At 59.6% G+C, this 15,813-nt stretch carries 13 protein-coding genes and 1 riboswitch; of the genes, 3 read left to right on the forward strand and 10 right to left on the reverse strand.

Translation table 11 applies throughout. From position 1 onward, the window contains the following. Positions 1–137: 137 nt before the first annotated feature. The 4 genes from CRO62_RS10220 to CRO62_RS10235 form a co-directional block, all read right to left on the reverse strand. Positions 138–1,748, reverse strand: coding sequence for an ABC transporter substrate-binding protein (locus tag CRO62_RS10220; RefSeq protein ID WP_097100072.1), 1,611 nt, complete (start codon positions 1,746–1,748; stop codon positions 138–140). 88 nt (positions 1,749–1,836) lie between these two features. After that, positions 1,837–2,550, reverse strand: a complete 714-nt coding sequence (locus CRO62_RS10225) for an HAD-IA family hydrolase (protein WP_097100073.1) — start codon at positions 2,548–2,550, stop codon at positions 1,837–1,839. Positions 2,551–2,806: 256 nt separating this feature from the next. Continuing rightward, positions 2,807–4,180, reverse strand: a complete 1,374-nt coding sequence (locus CRO62_RS10230; protein WP_097100074.1) for an aspartate aminotransferase family protein — start codon at positions 4,178–4,180, stop codon at positions 2,807–2,809. Positions 4,181–4,194: 14 nt separating this feature from the next. Further along, the gene (locus tag CRO62_RS10235; protein WP_097100075.1) at positions 4,195–5,031 is read right to left on the reverse strand and encodes a GNAT family N-acetyltransferase; all 837 of its coding nucleotides are present in this window, start codon (positions 5,029–5,031) and stop codon (positions 4,195–4,197) included. A gap of 324 nt (positions 5,032–5,355) precedes the next feature. Here CRO62_RS10235 and CRO62_RS10240 point away from each other — a divergent pair, with 324 nt between their 5' ends. Then, a complete protein-coding gene (locus CRO62_RS10240) occupies positions 5,356–6,024 on the forward strand; it encodes a haloacid dehalogenase type II (RefSeq protein WP_097100076.1) in 669 nt (222 codons plus the stop codon). 14 nt (positions 6,025–6,038) lie between these two features. After that, positions 6,039–7,313, forward strand: a complete 1,275-nt coding sequence (locus CRO62_RS10245; RefSeq protein WP_097100077.1) for an NAD(P)/FAD-dependent oxidoreductase — start codon at positions 6,039–6,041, stop codon at positions 7,311–7,313. Positions 7,314–7,578: 265 nt separating this feature from the next. Here the strand turns inward: CRO62_RS10245 and CRO62_RS10250 are convergent, their stop codons facing one another. The 6 genes from CRO62_RS10250 to argE all read right to left on the reverse strand — a co-directional run bounded on the left by CRO62_RS10250 (position 7,579) and on the right by argE (position 14,335). Next, positions 7,579–9,036, reverse strand: a complete 1,458-nt coding sequence (locus tag CRO62_RS10250) for an NAD-dependent succinate-semialdehyde dehydrogenase (RefSeq protein ID WP_097100078.1) — start codon at positions 9,034–9,036, stop codon at positions 7,579–7,581. A 15-nt stretch (positions 9,037–9,051) separates the two neighbouring features. Continuing rightward, the gene (locus tag CRO62_RS10255) at positions 9,052–10,095 is read right to left on the reverse strand and encodes a tartrate dehydrogenase (protein WP_097100079.1); all 1,044 of its coding nucleotides are present in this window, start codon (positions 10,093–10,095) and stop codon (positions 9,052–9,054) included. Positions 10,096–10,108: 13 nt separating this feature from the next. After that, entirely contained in the window at positions 10,109–11,572 is a 1,464-nt protein-coding gene (locus tag CRO62_RS10260) for an aldehyde dehydrogenase family protein (protein ID WP_097100080.1), read from the reverse strand. Between the two features lie 307 nt (positions 11,573–11,879). After that, positions 11,880–12,236: a cupin domain-containing protein gene (locus CRO62_RS10270; RefSeq protein ID WP_097100082.1), complete on the reverse strand. Its 357-nt coding sequence runs from the start codon at positions 12,234–12,236 to the stop codon at positions 11,880–11,882. 26 nt (positions 12,237–12,262) lie between these two features. After that, the gene (locus tag CRO62_RS10275; RefSeq protein WP_097100083.1) at positions 12,263–13,186 is read right to left on the reverse strand and encodes a 2-hydroxyacid dehydrogenase; all 924 of its coding nucleotides are present in this window, start codon (positions 13,184–13,186) and stop codon (positions 12,263–12,265) included. Between the two features lie 24 nt (positions 13,187–13,210). Next, a complete protein-coding gene (gene argE, locus CRO62_RS10280) occupies positions 13,211–14,335 on the reverse strand; it encodes an acetylornithine deacetylase (protein ID WP_097100084.1) in 1,125 nt (374 codons plus the stop codon). 211 nt (positions 14,336–14,546) lie between these two features. Here argE and CRO62_RS10285 point away from each other — a divergent pair, with 211 nt between their 5' ends. Further along, positions 14,547–15,425 carry a GNAT family N-acetyltransferase gene (locus tag CRO62_RS10285; protein ID WP_097100085.1) on the forward strand — a complete coding sequence of 293 codons (879 nt, stop codon included), beginning with the start codon at positions 14,547–14,549 and terminating at the stop codon, positions 15,423–15,425. Between the two features lie 39 nt (positions 15,426–15,464). After that, positions 15,465–15,701, forward strand: a riboswitch (cobalamin riboswitch). Positions 15,702–15,813: the final 112 nt, after the last annotated feature.

Below are 15,813 nucleotides of genomic sequence, written 5' to 3' on the forward strand. Positions count from 1 at the left end.
TCATGATCCAAATTGTATTGCTTGGGCGATATATCAGGCGAAAACCGCTTATTTTTCAAAGTTTCGCTCCAGCTGTGGAGGCTTTCCGCACCGGCGGAAAGGTTGCCGGGCGCATCAGCGCCCGGCCCCTTGGTCTATCAGGCTTCGAGCCAGACGTATTCAGCAAAGGCGTAACCCATCATGCCGCCGAGCGGATTGGCTTCCAGGCCCTTCAGCTTGGAGGTGATGGCGTCGACATTGGTGATATAGGCGGGAATGATGGTGCCGGCTTCGTCGGCGATCATCTTTTCCATTTCGAAGTAGATCTGCTTGCGCTTGTCCATGTCCAGCATGCCGCGTGCTTCGAGCATCATCTTGTCGAACTTCGGCGACTTGTACTGGCTTTCGTTCCACGGCGCGTCGGAGGCGTAAAGCAGCGAGAACAGAATATCCGGGGTCGGGCGCGGGTTGATGTTGCCGAAGTGAATAGGCGCCTTGAGCCAGTAATTGCTCCAGTAACCGTCCGAGGGAACGCGCTGCACATCCAGCTTTACACCGATTTCTGCGGCCGACGCCTGGATGATCATCGCCATGTCCACAGCAGAGTTTGCGGCATCCGAGGTGATGACCGGGATGGACTGACCGATAAGCCCCGCTTTTTCAAAGTGGAACTTCGCCTTATCAGGATCGAAGGCCTTCGGCTTGAGGTCCGGATTGTGGTAGGGACTCATTGGCGGCACGGGCTGGTCGTTGCCGACTTCGCCGAGGCCGCGCAGAGCCGCCTTGACGATCTGCTCGCGGTTGACGATCGACTTCATGCCGGCGATGAAATCGGCATTGTTGCCGGGCGTCTGGTCCAGCCGCATATTGAGGTTGGTGTAGTTGCCGGACGTTCCCTTGGACAGAACGATGCCTTCCTGCTTGTCGAGCAGACGCAGCGAACGCGGATTGATAGCCGCTGCGAGGTGGATATCGCCCGAAATGAGGGCATTAACGCGGGCATTGTCTTCGGCAATCGCGAAGAATTCGAAGCTATCGACGTGCGGGCCACCCTGTTTCCAGTAATTGGTGTTTTTCGACATGATCGAGCGGACGCCGGGTTCGAATTTCTCCAGCTTGAAGGCACCGGTGCCGTTCCCCTTGGAGAAATCGGTCGCGCCATCGGCAACGATCATGAAATGATGCAATGCCAGGATGGCCGGCAGGTCTGCATTCGCGTTTGCCAGCGTGATCTCGACGGTGCTCTTGTCGATCGCCTTGAAGCCGGTCATCTGGGCGGCGATCTTGGCGACCTTCGAACCGACAGCCGGGTCAAGGTGACGCTTCAGCGAATAGACCACGTCATCGGCGGTCAGCGCCTTGCCGTCATGGAAGGTGACGCCGGAACGCAGCTTCACCGTCCAGGTCTTGGCGTCCTTCGTTTCGATGGATTCGGCCAGCTCCATCTGGGGCGTGCCGGAAACATCGAGGAAGCTCAGCCGATTATAGAGCGCGCAGCAACGAACGTAATCCGTCGAAAGCGAGGCTTTTGCGGGATCGAGCGTGTCGGCCGTGGAGGAAGACCAGCCGGCCGCCTTCAGCGTGCCACCGGAAACGGGAGTGGCCGCCAGAGCCTGCGAGGCGCGGCTGAGAATGGCCGAACCGGCGGAAAGTGCTACGCCGCCGGCCAGCATCATGTGAAGCAGCTCTCGCCGCGTCGCGCCGCGACGGATAGCCTGTTCAACGGCGGCATCGTCAGAGCGGGTCCAATTTGTAATCCTGTCACTCATGGTCTTCCCCTTTTGTATGATTTGTTGAAATGGCATCTGCAGAAATTTTCGGCATCCGCGCCCCAGTGCGCGTCATGCCACAGGCGGTTCAGCGGACCGAGTGTCTCGTGGCCTCGGCAAGGCCGGCCATCGAGGTGAAGTGATAATCCGGTTCGGTAAAGTTCTCCGGCTCGATGGTGCCGCCATATCCCTTCTGGGCGTGGCGGCGCTCTATCCAGCAATTGGTCATCCCGAGTTTCCGTGAAATGCCGATATCGTGGTACTGGCTCTGCGCAACGTGCAGAATGTCGTCCTTCGATGCGCCTTCGCTTTCAACGAAGGCGAAAACCTTCTCGAAGAATGCGGGATCCGGCTTTTCCGTGCCGGTATCATCCGCTGTGAAAGCGGCGTAAAAGGGACTACCGAGTTCCTTCGAGAAATATTCGAAGGCCCAGCGCTGGGCGTTGGTCATGGCAATGAGACGATGCGTCTTTGCAAGCTCGGCCATCGCGGCACGGCTGTCTTCAAAGCCTTTCCAGTTTTTTGCCGCGTCGCGCAGGCGCTCACCCAGAGCGCGCTCCGCCGGCAAACCGAGTTCCGGAGCGATGATCAGGTAGACGCGGACGAGATCGTCCGGAAACAGATCGGTGGCGTCGGAGTAACGCGCCACGCGGTAAAGGCCGAGCGCCTTTTCACCATCGACCTCAACGCCGTTTTCAGCGCCGATCTGGATCAGGGTCGATTTCAAGCCACCTTCGAAGTCGATGAGAGTTCCCACCACGTCGAAGCTCATATATTTGAAGTCGCTCAGTTTCTTGGGCAATGTCGGTCTCCGCTTTGCCGCGTAGCGCCCTTGGGAAGGCTGCGGCATTTTATTCTGTTCCCGGGCGGGATCCTTGCCCCGTTCCCATTCTTGCTAACGCCCTTTTTTATGGCGTTTAGTGCTTTTTCTGTTGATAGTTTGGCAGTTCCAGCGCGCCGGATTCTCCGAAAAGGATCGGGTCTTCGGCAGAATATTGCGAATATGTGCGGCGTTGCGACATTTCGAGAAGGTGCCGCAACGCCATCCACTGTTCGCCTCAGGCCATGGCGGCCCGCACCGCCGGGTCCTCGAGCGTCTGGTCGAGGGTTTTCAGCGTCCGCTCTATAATGGCGTCGATCTCGTCATCGGTGCAACATAGCGGCGGCGCGTAGCCAAGGATGCCGTTGGCGAAGGCGCGCACGATGAGGCCGTTTTCCCAGGCGCGGTCAAAAACCTTGCGTGCAGGGGCCGCTGCAGCCGGCAGCGGGGTTTTCTTCTCTTTGTCGGTCACGAGTTCGATAGCGGCAAGCATACCCCGGCCGCGCACATCGCCAACCAGCGGATGGCTTATCAATCCTTCCAGCCCGGCCATCAGCCGCTGACCGGCGCGCCGGCCGTTTTCCAGAAGCCCGCCCTCGTAAAGTTTCAGCACTTCGAGACCAACTGCGGCACTGACGGGATGGGCGGAATAGGTATAACCGTGCCCTACCGCGGCATCGCCGGCGAAGTCGGCTATTGTATCATAAACATGGTCGGCCATGAAGACGGCGCCCATCGGCACATAGCCCGAAGTCAGACCCTTGGCGGCCGTGATGAAGTCCGGCACGATATCTTCGTCGGCACAGGCAAACAGTGGTCCCGTGCGGCCGAAGCCGGTGATGACTTCGTCGGCAATGAAGAGAATGCCGTAGGAACGGCAGAGTTCTCGCATGGCCTTGATCCAGCCAGGCGGCGGCACCAGAACGCCACCGGAGCCCTGAATGGGCTCGGCATAAAAGGCGGCGACCCGCTCCGGGCCGATAGCCTCGATCTTGTCCTTCAGGATTTGCAGGGAAGAGGCGATGATGGCGGCGGGGTCACTGCCGACCGGATTGCGATAGGCATAGTGAGACGGAATTTTGTGCTGCCAGTCGTAAGGCACGCCGAAACCTGCATGGAAGGCGGGCAGCGCAGTCAGGCCTGAACCGGCGGTGGTGGAGCCGTGATAACCCTGTTCGATGGAAATGAACTGGTCGCGCTGCGGCTGGCCTTTGGCGTGCCAGTAATAGCGGATGAAGCGGATGGTGCTGTCCACCGCGTCGGAGCCGCCAAGCGTGAAATAGACGTGGTTGAGATCGCCGGGCGCGCGGTCGGCGAGTTCGGAGGCCAGGCGGATGGCGGGTTCGCTGCCAATGTCGAAATAGGCGGTGGCATAGGGCAGTTCACGCATCTGCTTTGCCGCCGCTTCCACGATGCTGTCATGCCCATAGCCTGCATTGACGCACCAGAGGCCGGCGAAACCGTCGATCAGCTGGTGGCCGGTCATGTCGGTAATCGTGGCGCCCTTTGCCGATTTCAGCACTCGAACGCCAAGCTTTTCATGGCCGCGGAAGGAAGAGACCGGGTGCACCAGATGGGCGCGGTCGAGCTCGATCAGTGAATTGCTTAACATGGGTCTCTCCGGATTCAGCCCAGCGCCTGGCTGGTCAACGCGAATGTTTTCAGTTTTTTGTCGGCAGAGGTTTCCGCCTTCGGCCGGCGCATGGCGATGCCGCCACCGACATGGCCAAGGCCGTATTCGGCAAGCCAGGGACCGAGGCCCGTCTCGGTGGTGGTGTCTACGCGCAGGAATGCGCCGGGGCGCTCGGTAACTACGAAGGCAATCAAATCCTTTGCGATTTCAGCAGTTTCCGCCACAATCGGGCCGATGACTTCACCACGGCCAAAGGCGCGAAGGCCTGCAAAACCCTTGATGGCGCCATGCTGTTGAACCACCGCAAACCGTGCCCTATCTGCAAGCTCGGCAAAGAGTGCCGTACGATCCGCACCGAATGCCTGCGCGTCGAGTGCGGCAAGGTCTGCCGGTACAATCGTTTCTGCCCATGCCACATTGGCGGGCTTATCGGCGGCCGTAGGAATTCCCTGGTGCTGACGCACCTCGCCGCATGCGACGAACCCCATCTTCTCATAGAGGGGGAGGCCTTCAGCGGTGGCGGTCAGACGGCACTCGCGATTTTCCGCAGCATCGACGACCGCCTGCATCAGCTTGCGTCCAAGACCACGGCCGCGCATGGCCTCGTCCACGATCACCATGTTGACGGTGGCGCAGGTGTCTCCGAGAAGCGTGGCCATTGCGGTTCCGACGACGCGACCGTTTTCGATAGCGACGAAACCCTTGCTCAGTGAAAGGACGAGCGCCCAGTCTTCCCGGCGGTGTGGCCATCCGGCCTGGCGGGAAAGCTCGACGGCGGCGTCGAGGTGTTGCGGCTCAAATTTCTGGATATCGATGAGGCTGGCTTGCATGGCCCAACTCCGTTTTATTCTTCATGTTCATTGATAGACCGGCGGCAAAAGAACATTGTCCCGACGAATGGCAAGGTTCGATATGTTTCACTGTTGCTTTTACCCACCGCCGCATCTTATGCCGCACATCATCTGCTTCCATCCGCAGAACCGGGGTAGGCGGCGGCTTTCGGTTTTGTCGCACGCAACTCTCTGCCAAACTGGCGGCTGCATACGCAACAATCTGCTTTCGCGAATGGCAATTGCAGTGCGTCGACCGGGCAAAGGCCTCTATGATCTTGTTATTGCAGCCACCACCCATCCCCAAGCAAGGACGACGACGACATGACCATCTTCCGCCCGAAATACATCACTTTCGATTGCCACGGTACGCTGATTCATTTCCAGATGGCAGAAGCTGCCCGCGATCTCTATGGTGATCGTCTGGACGAGGCCGAGATGCAGCAATTCATCAAGGACTTCTCTGCCTATCGCCTGGACGAGGTCATGCATGACTGGAAGCCTTACGCCGAAGTCGTCCATAACGCCCTGTCGCGCACCTGCAAGCGCAACGGTGTGGCCTTCAAGGACGAAGATGCGGTAATGGTTTATGAGCGCGTTCCGACATGGGGTCCGCATGCGGACGTTCCGGCCGGTCTGGCGAAGGTTGCCAAGGAAATTCCGCTGGTCATTCTGTCTAACGCCATGAATTCGCAGATCATGTCGAATGTGGCAAAGCTTGGCGCGCCGTTCCATGCCGTCTATACCGCGGAACAGGCGCAGGCCTACAAGCCGCATTTCAAGGCTTTCGAATATTTGTTCGACATGCTCGGCTGCGGCCCGGAAGATATTCTGCACGTCTCGTCCTCCTTCCGCTACGACCTAATGTCCGCGCACGATCTCGGCATCAAGAACAAGGTCTGGGTCAACCGCGGCCACGAACCGGCAAACCCCTATTACGGTTATACGGAGATCTCCGATATTTCCGGTCTCGCGGGCGTCGTCGGACTGTAAGGAAGGACCGGATCATGAAGCTCGTCTCCTATTGGCACGACACGGCGCCCCTGTTTGCTGGGGCGGCGGAGGGTCCTGTCGAAGGCCATTACGATGTGGCCGTCATTGGTGGCGGCTTCACGGGTCTGGGTGCTGCGCGCCAGCTGGCAAAAGCGGGCGCACGTGTGGTTGTTCTTGAAGGGCAGCGCGTCGGCTGGGGTGCTTCCGGGCGCAATGGCGGCCACCTCAACAACGGGCTGGCCCACTCCTACCTCTCCGCCAAGGCGGAACTCGGCAAGGAGCGCGCCATCGCGCTCTACAAGGCGCTGGATGCCTCGATCGACACGCTGGAAAGCCTGATCGCCGAGGAAGGGATCGATTGTAACTTCCGCCGCGCCGGCAAGCTGAAAATGGCTTCGAAACCGCAGCATTTCGAAAGTCTGGCGAAGAATTTTGAGGCTGTTCATGCCGAGGTGGATCCCGATACGGCGCTTCTGTCGGTTGACGATCTCAAGGCGGAAATCGGCTCTCCCTTTTATGGCGCCATGCTGTCCAAGAAGAGCGCCATGATGCATATGGGCCGCTATGTGGCCGGCCTTGCGCAGGCTGCCAGCCGCCATGGCGCGGTGATCTTCGAAAATGCGGCGGTGACGAAACATACTCAGAACGGCAAGACCCACACGCTGGAAACGGCGCGCGGCAAGGTAACTGCCGATAATGTTCTGGTGGCAACCGGCGCCTACACGCCCTCCGGCTTTGGCTATTTCCGCCGCCGCATCATCGCGGTCGGCAGTTTCATCATCGCCACGCGGCCGTTGACGGATGCCGAGATCAAGGCGTCTGTCCCAGGTAACCGCACCTACGTCAATACCATGAATATCGGCAATTATTTCCGCCTCGCACCGGACAACCGGTTGATCTTCGGCGGCCGCGCGCGCTTTTCCACGACATCGGACCAGCGTTCGGATGCCAAAAGTGGCGCGATCCTGATGGACAGCCTGCACCGCATATTCCCTCAGCTTGCGCATGTGCCGATCGATTATTGCTGGGGCGGACTGGTTGATATGACCAAGGACCGTTATCCCCGTGCCGGTTTCCATGACGGCGTTTGGTACGCCATGGGCTATTCCGGGCACGGCGCCCAGCTTTCCACCCATCTGGGCATGATCATGGCTGACTCCATTCTGGGTCGCCCGGACAACAACCCGCTGAAGGGGATGGACTGGCCGGCGGTGCCTGGCCATTTCGGCAAGCCCTGGTTTCTTCCGCTGGTGGGGCTTTATTACAAGATGCTGGATAAGATTCAGTAGCGCGTTAGTTCATTCCTTCGTCATGCCGGACTTGATCTGGCATCCAACCGTTGTGCGCGTGCACGGTGAATAGTCTTTTGCGATCGTGATCGCGCTGGAACCCGGATCTAGTCGGGGGGCACGACACGTGAATGCCGTGGCTTTGCCAAACCAATTCATGCCCCCGGACTTTTCTTCCAGCCCTGGGAATGCTGTTTTTTCAATTTCGCACCAAAAAAAGAAGGGCCGCAGAGCGGCCCTTTAGGCGGGGAGAAAGAAACAGTCTTCAGGCAAGCCCACCGATGTGGAACGTCTTCATTTCCAGATATTCCTCGATGCCGACCTGTGCGCCTTCGCGGCCGAGGCCGGATTGCTTGACGCCGCCGAAGGGGGCGACTTCGGTGGAGATCGCGCCGGTATTGAGGCCGACCATGCCGAACTCCAGCGCCTCGCCCACGCGCCAGGCGCGTTTGAGGCTTTCAGTATAGAAATAGGCGGCAAGGCCGAAGGGCGTGCCGTTGGCGATCGCAATCGCCTCCTCTTCCGTCTCGAAGCGGAAGAGCGGGGCGACCGGCCCGAAGGTCTCTTCGCTCGCCAGCCGCATGGCGGTTGTTGCGCCCGTCAGCACCACCGGTGCGGTATATTGCGAACCTTCAGGCAGATCATGCGGCTTGGTAATGATCTCGGCGCCCTTGGAAACGGCGTCATCGATATGCGCGCGGATTTTGGCGATTGCCGGCTCGTTGATCATCGGACCGATGGAAACACCTAGCTCCGTTCCGGGTCCGACGCGCATGGCATCGACGCGATCAGCCAGTTTTTTCGCAAATGCATCGTAAACGCTCGCCTGAACGAGAATGCGGTTGGCGCAGACGCAGGTCTGACCGCCATTGCGGAATTTCGAAACGAGCGCGCCTTCGATGGCGAGATCGAGATCGGCATCGTCGAATACGATGAAAGGGGCATTGCCGCCGAGTTCCAGCGACAGTCGTTTTACACTGTCGGCCGCACCGCGCATCAGCAGCGAACCGACACGGGTAGAGCCCGTGAAGGAAATTTTCCGCACCGTCTCATTGGCCATGATCTCGTTGCCAATCTCCGTCGGCATGCCGGTGACGATGTTGATGACGCCAGCCGGAATGCCTGCACGTTCGGCGAGAACGCCGAGCGCTAAGGCCGAATAGGGCGTGAATTCCGAGGGCTTGATGACCACGGTACAGCCGGCCGCCAGTGCCGGCGCGACCTTGCGGGTGATCATGGCGTTCGGGAAATTCCACGGTGTGATGATGCCGCAGACGCCAACCGGCTCCTTCAGCACCACGATACGGCGATCCGGCGTCGGAGAGGGTATGGTGCCGCCGCTGATGCGTCGGCCTTCTTCCGCAAACCACTTGACGAAGGATGCTCCGTAACGGATTTCGCCCTTGGCCTCTTCGAGTGGCTTGCCCTGTTCGATGGTCAACATCAGGCCGAGATCGTCGATGTGTTCGATCATCAACGCGAACCATTTTTCCAGAAGCGCCGCGCGCTCCGCGTGCGTTTTCTTCTTCCACGGACCGAAGGCAGCGTTGGCGGCTTCGATGGCCGCGCGGGTTTCCACGCTGCCCATATCCGGCACGGTGCCGATCACCGCCTGCGTCGCCGGGTCAATCACGTCGACCGTCTTGCCTGATGCGGCCGCTTTCCATGCGCCGCCGATCAAACCCGTTTGGCGAAAGAGTTCCTTATCCTTCAAGCCCTGCATTATCTGTCTCCGAAATCAGTCGAGAGCCGCGACAACTGCGGCAGTTATTACGTCTGTCTTGTCCTTGCCCGGCACAGTGCCGATGCCCCGGCCGGTCGCCTTTTCCAGCGCCGCCATGACCCGCTTGGCCGCATTCGCCTCACCCAGATGCTCCAGCATCATGGCGCCGGACCAGATGGCGGCGATGGGGTTGGCAATGCCGAGATGGGCGATGTCAGGGGCCGAACCGTGCACCGGCTCGAACATGGAGGGTGCCGTGCGGTTGGGATTGATATTGGCGGAGGCGGCAAAACCGAGGCCGCCCTGAATGGCCGCACCAAGATCGGTCAGAATATCGCCGAAGAGGTTTGAGGCGACCACGACATCAAGGCTTTCCGGCGCCATCACCATGCGCGCCGCCATGGCGTCGATATGGTAGCTGGAAACTTCAACATCCGGATATTCGGCGGCGAGCTTTTGCGTCACCTCGTCCCAGAACACCATCGAATATTTCTGGGCGTTGGATTTGGTGACGGAAGCCAACTTGCCGCGACGCTTTTGCGCCTGCTCGAAGCCGAAGCGCAGGATGCGTTCCACGCCCTTGCGGGTGAAGATGGATGTTTCGACAGCGACCTCGTCTTCGGTGCCCTGATGCACGCGTCCGCCGGCACCGGAATATTCACCCTCGGTATTTTCGCGGATGCAGAGAATGTCGAATCCATCCGCTTTCAACGGTCCCTGCACGCCGGGCAGAAGCCGGTGCGGGCGGATATTGGCGTATTGCACAAAAGCCTTGCGGATCGGCAGAAGCAGACCGTGCAACGACACCGAATCCGGCACCTCCGCTGGCCAGCCCACCGCGCCCAGCAGAATGGCGTCGAAGCCGCGCAGGGTCTCGATGCCATCCTTCGGCATCATCGCGCCGGTCTCCCTGTAGAAGGCGCAGGACCAGGGGAATTCGGTGCCTTCAAGCGCAAAACCGGAGCTTTTTGCTGCGGTGTTGAGAACCTGCCATGCGGCATCAGTCACGCTTTTGCCGATACCGTCTCCGGGAATGAGTGCGATGCGATGCGTTTTCAAGATGTTTCCCCTGTTACAGTCCGATCAGGACGCTTTTGCTCTTGCGGTTGGCGAGATAGGCCTCCCGTCCGAGATCCTTGCCGATGCCGGAGCGTTTGTAACCGCCGGTCGGCAGGATATGGTCGCGGGAGCGGCCATAACGGTTGACCCAGATCGTTCCTGCCTGGATGGCGCGAGACAGGCGCATGACGCGCGAGATATCGCGGCTGAAAAGACCCGCGGCAAGACCGTAGGTCGGATGATCGGCGAGCGCCAGCGCCTCTTCTTCCGTCCTGAAGGTTTGCAGGGTCAGCACTGGCCCGAATATCTCCTCTGTGATAGCAGGGGAGGTCTGGTCGACATTTACGATCAAGGTCGGCTGGTAGAAATAACCCGGACCGTCCATGATCGCGCCGCCCGTCAGGCATTCGCCGCCATGGGCGACGGCCGCCTGCACGATGCCGTCGATGCGCTGGCGCTGCACTTCGGAGATGATCGGCGAATACTGTGTTGCTTCGTCCCAGGTCGGGCCGGGCTTCACCGTCTTCATACGGGCGATGATTGCGGCGGAAAGCGCCTCTGCAACACTCTCTTCAACGATGATGCGCGAGCCGGCAACGCAGGCCTGCCCGGCATTGGACAGAATGTTGCCGGCGATCGCGGCGGCGGCTTTTTCGATATCGGCGTCTGCAAAAACCAGCTGCGGACTTTTGCCGCCCAGTTCCAGCGTCATGGGCTTGACGCCGGTACGCGCGATATTGGCCATGATGGCCGAACCTGCTGCCGTCGATCCGGTGAAGCTGACCTTGGAAATTTCGGGATGGCCGGTGATGGCATTGCCTGTCACAGGCCCGTCACCCAGCACAATGTTGATGAGCCCGGCGGGCAGCCCTGCCTTGATGGCCAGTTGCGCCATGAAAATGCTGGAGAAGGGCGTCATTTCCGATGGTTTCAGCACCACGGCATTGCCGGCTGCGAGTGCCGGGCCAAGCTTCCAGCCCGCCATGGACACCGGAAAATTCCAGGGCGTAATGGCGCCCACGACGCCATAGGGCTCGGTCATGATCATGCCGACGCTTGTATCGTCGGTCGGCACGAGATCACCGCCTTCCTTGTCCGCAAATTCGGCAAAGAAACGGATCTGTTCGGCAGTGACGGCGATATCGCCGGCAATCAGGTGGCCCACGGGCCTGGTCGAGGAGAGCGCTTCTATTTTCGCCAGCGTCTCGGCTTCCTGCTCGATCAGGTTTGCCCAGCGTTGCAGCACCCTGGTGCGCTCACGCGGGCGCACGCCGCCCCAGTTGCTGCTCTTCAGTGCGGCTTTGGCGGTTTGTACCGCCTCATCGACAAGTGCCGCATCCGCCTTCGGGCAACCGGCATATTCGATGCCGTCCGAAGGACGATGCATGTCGATGCCGTTTTTAGCCGGGATCAGCCGGTCGCCGATGAAATGGCCGATCGGCAGGGACAGGCTGTCTGGATCGAAGCTGAGCGTCATGGATGATCCTCTGTGGATATGCGCCAAAGCTACTCCCTGATGGCAAGCAGCATCGACCGACTGCGGCGGGGGCGGTGAACGAAAATCCTGTTTTGCTGGTGGCCCACAGCGCAATCTTCGGCGGGCATGAAGACCGCGCCGAAAATCTTGCGGCGGGTCCGATCGAGGGCCGTAAATCCGGTGGAAACGCATCCGGGCAAGATACCCATGTAAACCATGGCTGGCATCCACCTGCGGATTGCCAGCCATCGCTTTTCTCAAAAATGCCTCTGCATCAGCCGGGATGCCAGCCATGCTGTTCGGCAAATCATCCGTTCACGGTCACATAGATCTTGCGCACGGTTTCGATTGTCTTCCAGACGCCAACGAAACCGGGCTTCATGACGAAGCTGTCGCCCGCCGTGTAACGCAGCGGCGCGCCGCCTTCCGGTGTGATCTCGATAACGCCTTCGATAATGTGGCAGAACTCGAATGTCTCGCCCTTGATCGAGCGGCTTTCGCCGGGGGTCGCTTCCCATATGCCAGTATGCACGGTGCCATCACGGGCTTCATCTAGCGGCCAGGTTTTGAACGACGGGTCGCCGGCGATGAGGCGTTCGGGCAGGGCTTTGGAGGCTTTCGGTTCAAAGGCGGGATTGGTGTCGATGGTCTTGAGGAGAGACATGGGTGTCCTTTCTTGGAACGGTAGGATCAATATCCGCGGCTACGGTCAACGAGGCCGAGCGGTTCGAGACCGGATTCGTATCGTTTGATATTTTCGACGACGGTGCGGGCAGCGGAATGGGGCTGGGTGACGCTGGCAATATGCGGTGTCAGGAGAATTTTCGGGTGGGTCCAGAAGCGGTGGTCTTTGGGCAGGGGCTCCGGATCGGTAACGTCAATCACCGCACCTGAAAGCCTGTCGCTGTTGAGTGCATCGAGCAAAGCGTCGTGATCGAGCTGTTTGCCGCGCCCGGCGTGAACCAGCCCCGCTCCTTCTGGAAGCATCCCCAGATGCTCGGCGTTCAGAAGCCCGGTGGTCTCGTCGGTGAGAGGCAGCAGGCAGACGAGAATATTGCTGGTGGAGAGGATGGCTTTGAGGCCGTCGTCGCCATGATGGCAGGTGACGCCATCGATCTGACGCGGCGAGCGGCTCCAGCCGGAAAGCGGAAAGCCGAAAGGTTTCAGCCGCTCCATCGCCGCAACGCCCAGCATGCCGAGGCCGAGAACGCCCACCCGGCACTCTTCCGCCTGACGCTGGGGCAGGGCATTCCACAGTTGCTGGCGCTGCTGGTTTAAATAGACCGGCAGGTTGCGGTGAAGGGAAAGTACGCCGAGGCAGATATATTCCTGCATCATGCGGATGATGCCCTCATCCACCATGCGTACGACCTTTACCGTCTGAGGGATCGCCTCGATGTGAAACTGGTCGACACCCGCGCCGATCGAAAACAGGACTTCGAGATTGCGATACCGGGCAATGTCCTGTGGTACCGTCCAGGTAATGAGGTAACGGACTGCGTCGGGATCGACAGTTGACGCATCCATCGAAAACGGCAGACCAGGCAGTTCTGCAGCCAGAGCCTGCCGGAAAATTTCGCCACGCTTGGCATCGGAATTGAAGAGAAACGTCATCTGAAATCTATGCTTCCCGAAGGTTCAAGCCGTACAGCGGCTTGCGAGTGTTTCCAGCATCGACTGGCAGGCCGAAAGTTCGCCCGTCGCTATGAACTCGTCCGGCTTGTGGGCGCGGCCGATATCCCCCGGTCCACAGATGATGGCGTCGATGCCTGCCGCCTGGAACAGCCCCGCCTCCGTGCCGTAGCTGACGGCGGCGAGACAGGGGGTGCCGGTCAATTCCTCCAGAAGCAGAACAAGCGGAGCATCGGCTGCAAGCGAAAGCGCCGGGTAATCGCTCATAGGCGTCCATTCGATATCGACACCCTTTGCTGCAAGAGCCTCGACGCTTGCGCGAACCGGCCCGAGCAGTTCCAGCGGCGATGTGCCGGAAATTGCCCGCGCTTCCAGCTCGATGGCCGAGAAATCGGGGATGATGTTGATCGCCTGGCCGCCCTTCATCGTGCCGATCTGCAGCGAGGAATAGGGCGGCTCGAAGGTCGCTTCAAAGGGGCCTTTCGTCAGCTCATGTGTCGTCTCCACGGCCTTTGCCATGATGCCGGTCATCAGGTGAATGGCATTCACCCCCTGATCAGGGCGTGACGAATGGCCGGAACGGCCACGGATGGTAATGCGAGCTGCTGCTTTACCCTTGTGTGCACGAACCGCCCGCATATTGCTGGGCTCGCCGATGATTGCGCCCGCCGGCTGGGCGCACAGTTCAGGCAATCTGGCGAGAAGATGCGGAACGCCACGGCAACCCGCCTCCTCGTCATAGGAAAAGGCGATATGCACGGGACGTTTCAGCGCCATGCGCGCAAATGCAGGTGCCGCGGCGAGAACCGTGGCCAGAAAACCCTTCATGTCGGTGGTTCCGCGCCCGTAGAGACGATCATTTTCCGCCCGCAGCGTAAAGGGATCGGAAGACCATTCCGGCTCGCTGGCGGGCACGACATCCATATGGCCGGACAAAACATATCCGGCGCGATCGGCCGGGCCGAAGGTGGCGAAGAGATTGGCGCGGTCGCCCTCCGGTCCCGCAAGCAGCGATACTTTGGCGCCGTGGCTTTCAAGATAATCGGCGATCCAGCCGGCAATATCGCCATTGGCGGTTCCAACGACCGACGGGAAACCGACGAGACGCTCAAGGATTTCGATTGCGTTCAATGGTCGTCTCCGCTGACCGGATTGTCATCCCGAAAGCTTAGAATGGACTGCGACGTTTATCTGCTGAAATGCGGATGATTTCGGTAGATTGTTGTGACCTTCCAGTGCTTTCAGAAAATTCGTGCTGGCGTAACCGGCTACCGTCGGATGTCGTGGGCTAGGCCGGAACCGGATGAAGGTTGTGAGCCGTAGGGGATGAGGGCCGTTGGTTATGGACCTGCTCAAAGTCGATAGTTTCGAGCTGCGGACCGTGGATATCGCGGACGTGGATGCCGACCATCTGCATGCACTCTCCATGGCCGTCGGATGGCGATATCACGCGAATGAATGGTGTTTTCTGCGGCAATGCGGCGTGGGTCTCGCTGCGCTCGATGAGATCGACCGTGTTGTCGCAACCGCGATGCTCTTTCCCTATGATCAGGGGTTTGCAACGCTTGGCATGGTCATTGTTTCCCCCCGTTTGCAGGGGCAGGGCGTAGCACCATGGCTGGTGCAGAAACTTGTCGCGAAATTCCCCCCTGTCTCCCTGCGGTTGAACGCGACGGGAGCGTCGCGGCGGCTGTTTTCAAGGTTGGGCTTTGCCGGCGATGCGGAAAAAGTATATCTCTTCCGGGGAAGGGCGAATTGCCTTTTCGAGATACCGCCGCCCGGCAGAAAACAACGAATAGAGCCGTTATCCGCAGGTCATCTGACTGATGTGGTGGAACTAGACCGGGCGGCTTTTGGCGTTTCGCGCCGGAACGTTTTGCAGCGACTTTTGACGCAGAATACGGGTTACGGTGTGTTTGAGGCGGACCGTCTTATCGCTTTTGCGCTGCGCCGTGCGGCGGGGCGGGGCCACATTATCGGTCCGGTCGTTGCGGGTGCGGACATGGATGCGATTGCGCTTGTGAGGCGGCATTTTACCGATCTGGACGATGAGCTGGTGCGCCTCGACACCATCAGCGACAACAGTCTCTTTATTGATTTTATTGCGCAATCCGGGCTGGTGGTGATTGAAACCCTTACCACCATGTCCAAAGACGCGCCGCAACCAGCGCCTTCCGGCGCTACAAAAATTTTCGCTCTGGCAGGCCCGTCTTTGTGCTGAACTTCAGCACTATCGCAATTGACGCCCCGTCGCTTGCCCCTTATGTCAGAAAGCGACGGTTCCTGAAGCCGAAGGGCAAAGGGATTAATAGGGAACATGGTGCGGGTGATTTCTATCGCCCAATGCCGTGGCTGCCCCCGCAACTGTAAGCGGATTGCCGTTCATCCTCGTGACGCCTGAAAAGCGTCATGCCACTGCACCGTTCAAGGTGCGGGAAGGCAGATGAACGGCGTATATTCGTGAGCCAGGAGACCTGCCGTCATAATATTGACCATCGTTACGGGCGGGGATGCCCGGAAGAGGAGCTGATTATGACCTTTCCGTCCTCGGAAACGTATTTAGAGTCCCGTTCTCCATCTCCACACTTGTTGTCGCTCTGTCACTACGC

Origin of the sequence: Rhizobium sp. AN6A, assembly GCF_900215635.1 — a bacterium.
GTDB lineage: Bacteria > Pseudomonadota > Alphaproteobacteria > Rhizobiales > Rhizobiaceae > Agrobacterium > Agrobacterium tumefaciens.

Excerpts from the sequence above, each read along its gene's own strand:
- CRO62_RS10220 (WP_097100072.1), bottom strand. The coding sequence starts at position 1,748 with ATGAGTGACAGGATTACAAATTGGACCCGCTCTGACGATGCCGCCGTT.
- CRO62_RS10230 (WP_097100074.1), bottom strand. The coding sequence starts at position 4,180 with ATGTTAAGCAATTCACTGATCGAGCTCGACCGCGCCCATCTGGTGCAC.
- CRO62_RS10235 (WP_097100075.1), bottom strand. The coding sequence starts at position 5,031 with ATGCAAGCCAGCCTCATCGATATCCAGAAATTTGAGCCGCAACACCTC.
- CRO62_RS10240 (WP_097100076.1), top strand. The coding sequence starts at position 5,356 with ATGACCATCTTCCGCCCGAAATACATCACTTTCGATTGCCACGGTACG.
- CRO62_RS10245 (WP_097100077.1), top strand. The coding sequence starts at position 6,039 with ATGAAGCTCGTCTCCTATTGGCACGACACGGCGCCCCTGTTTGCTGGG.
- CRO62_RS10250 (WP_097100078.1), bottom strand. The coding sequence starts at position 9,036 with ATGCAGGGCTTGAAGGATAAGGAACTCTTTCGCCAAACGGGTTTGATC.
- CRO62_RS10260 (WP_097100080.1), bottom strand. The coding sequence starts at position 11,572 with ATGACGCTCAGCTTCGATCCAGACAGCCTGTCCCTGCCGATCGGCCAT.
- CRO62_RS10270 (WP_097100082.1), bottom strand. The coding sequence starts at position 12,236 with ATGTCTCTCCTCAAGACCATCGACACCAATCCCGCCTTTGAACCGAAA.
- CRO62_RS10275 (WP_097100083.1), bottom strand. The coding sequence starts at position 13,186 with ATGACGTTTCTCTTCAATTCCGATGCCAAGCGTGGCGAAATTTTCCGG.
- CRO62_RS10285 (WP_097100085.1), top strand. The coding sequence starts at position 14,547 with ATGGACCTGCTCAAAGTCGATAGTTTCGAGCTGCGGACCGTGGATATC.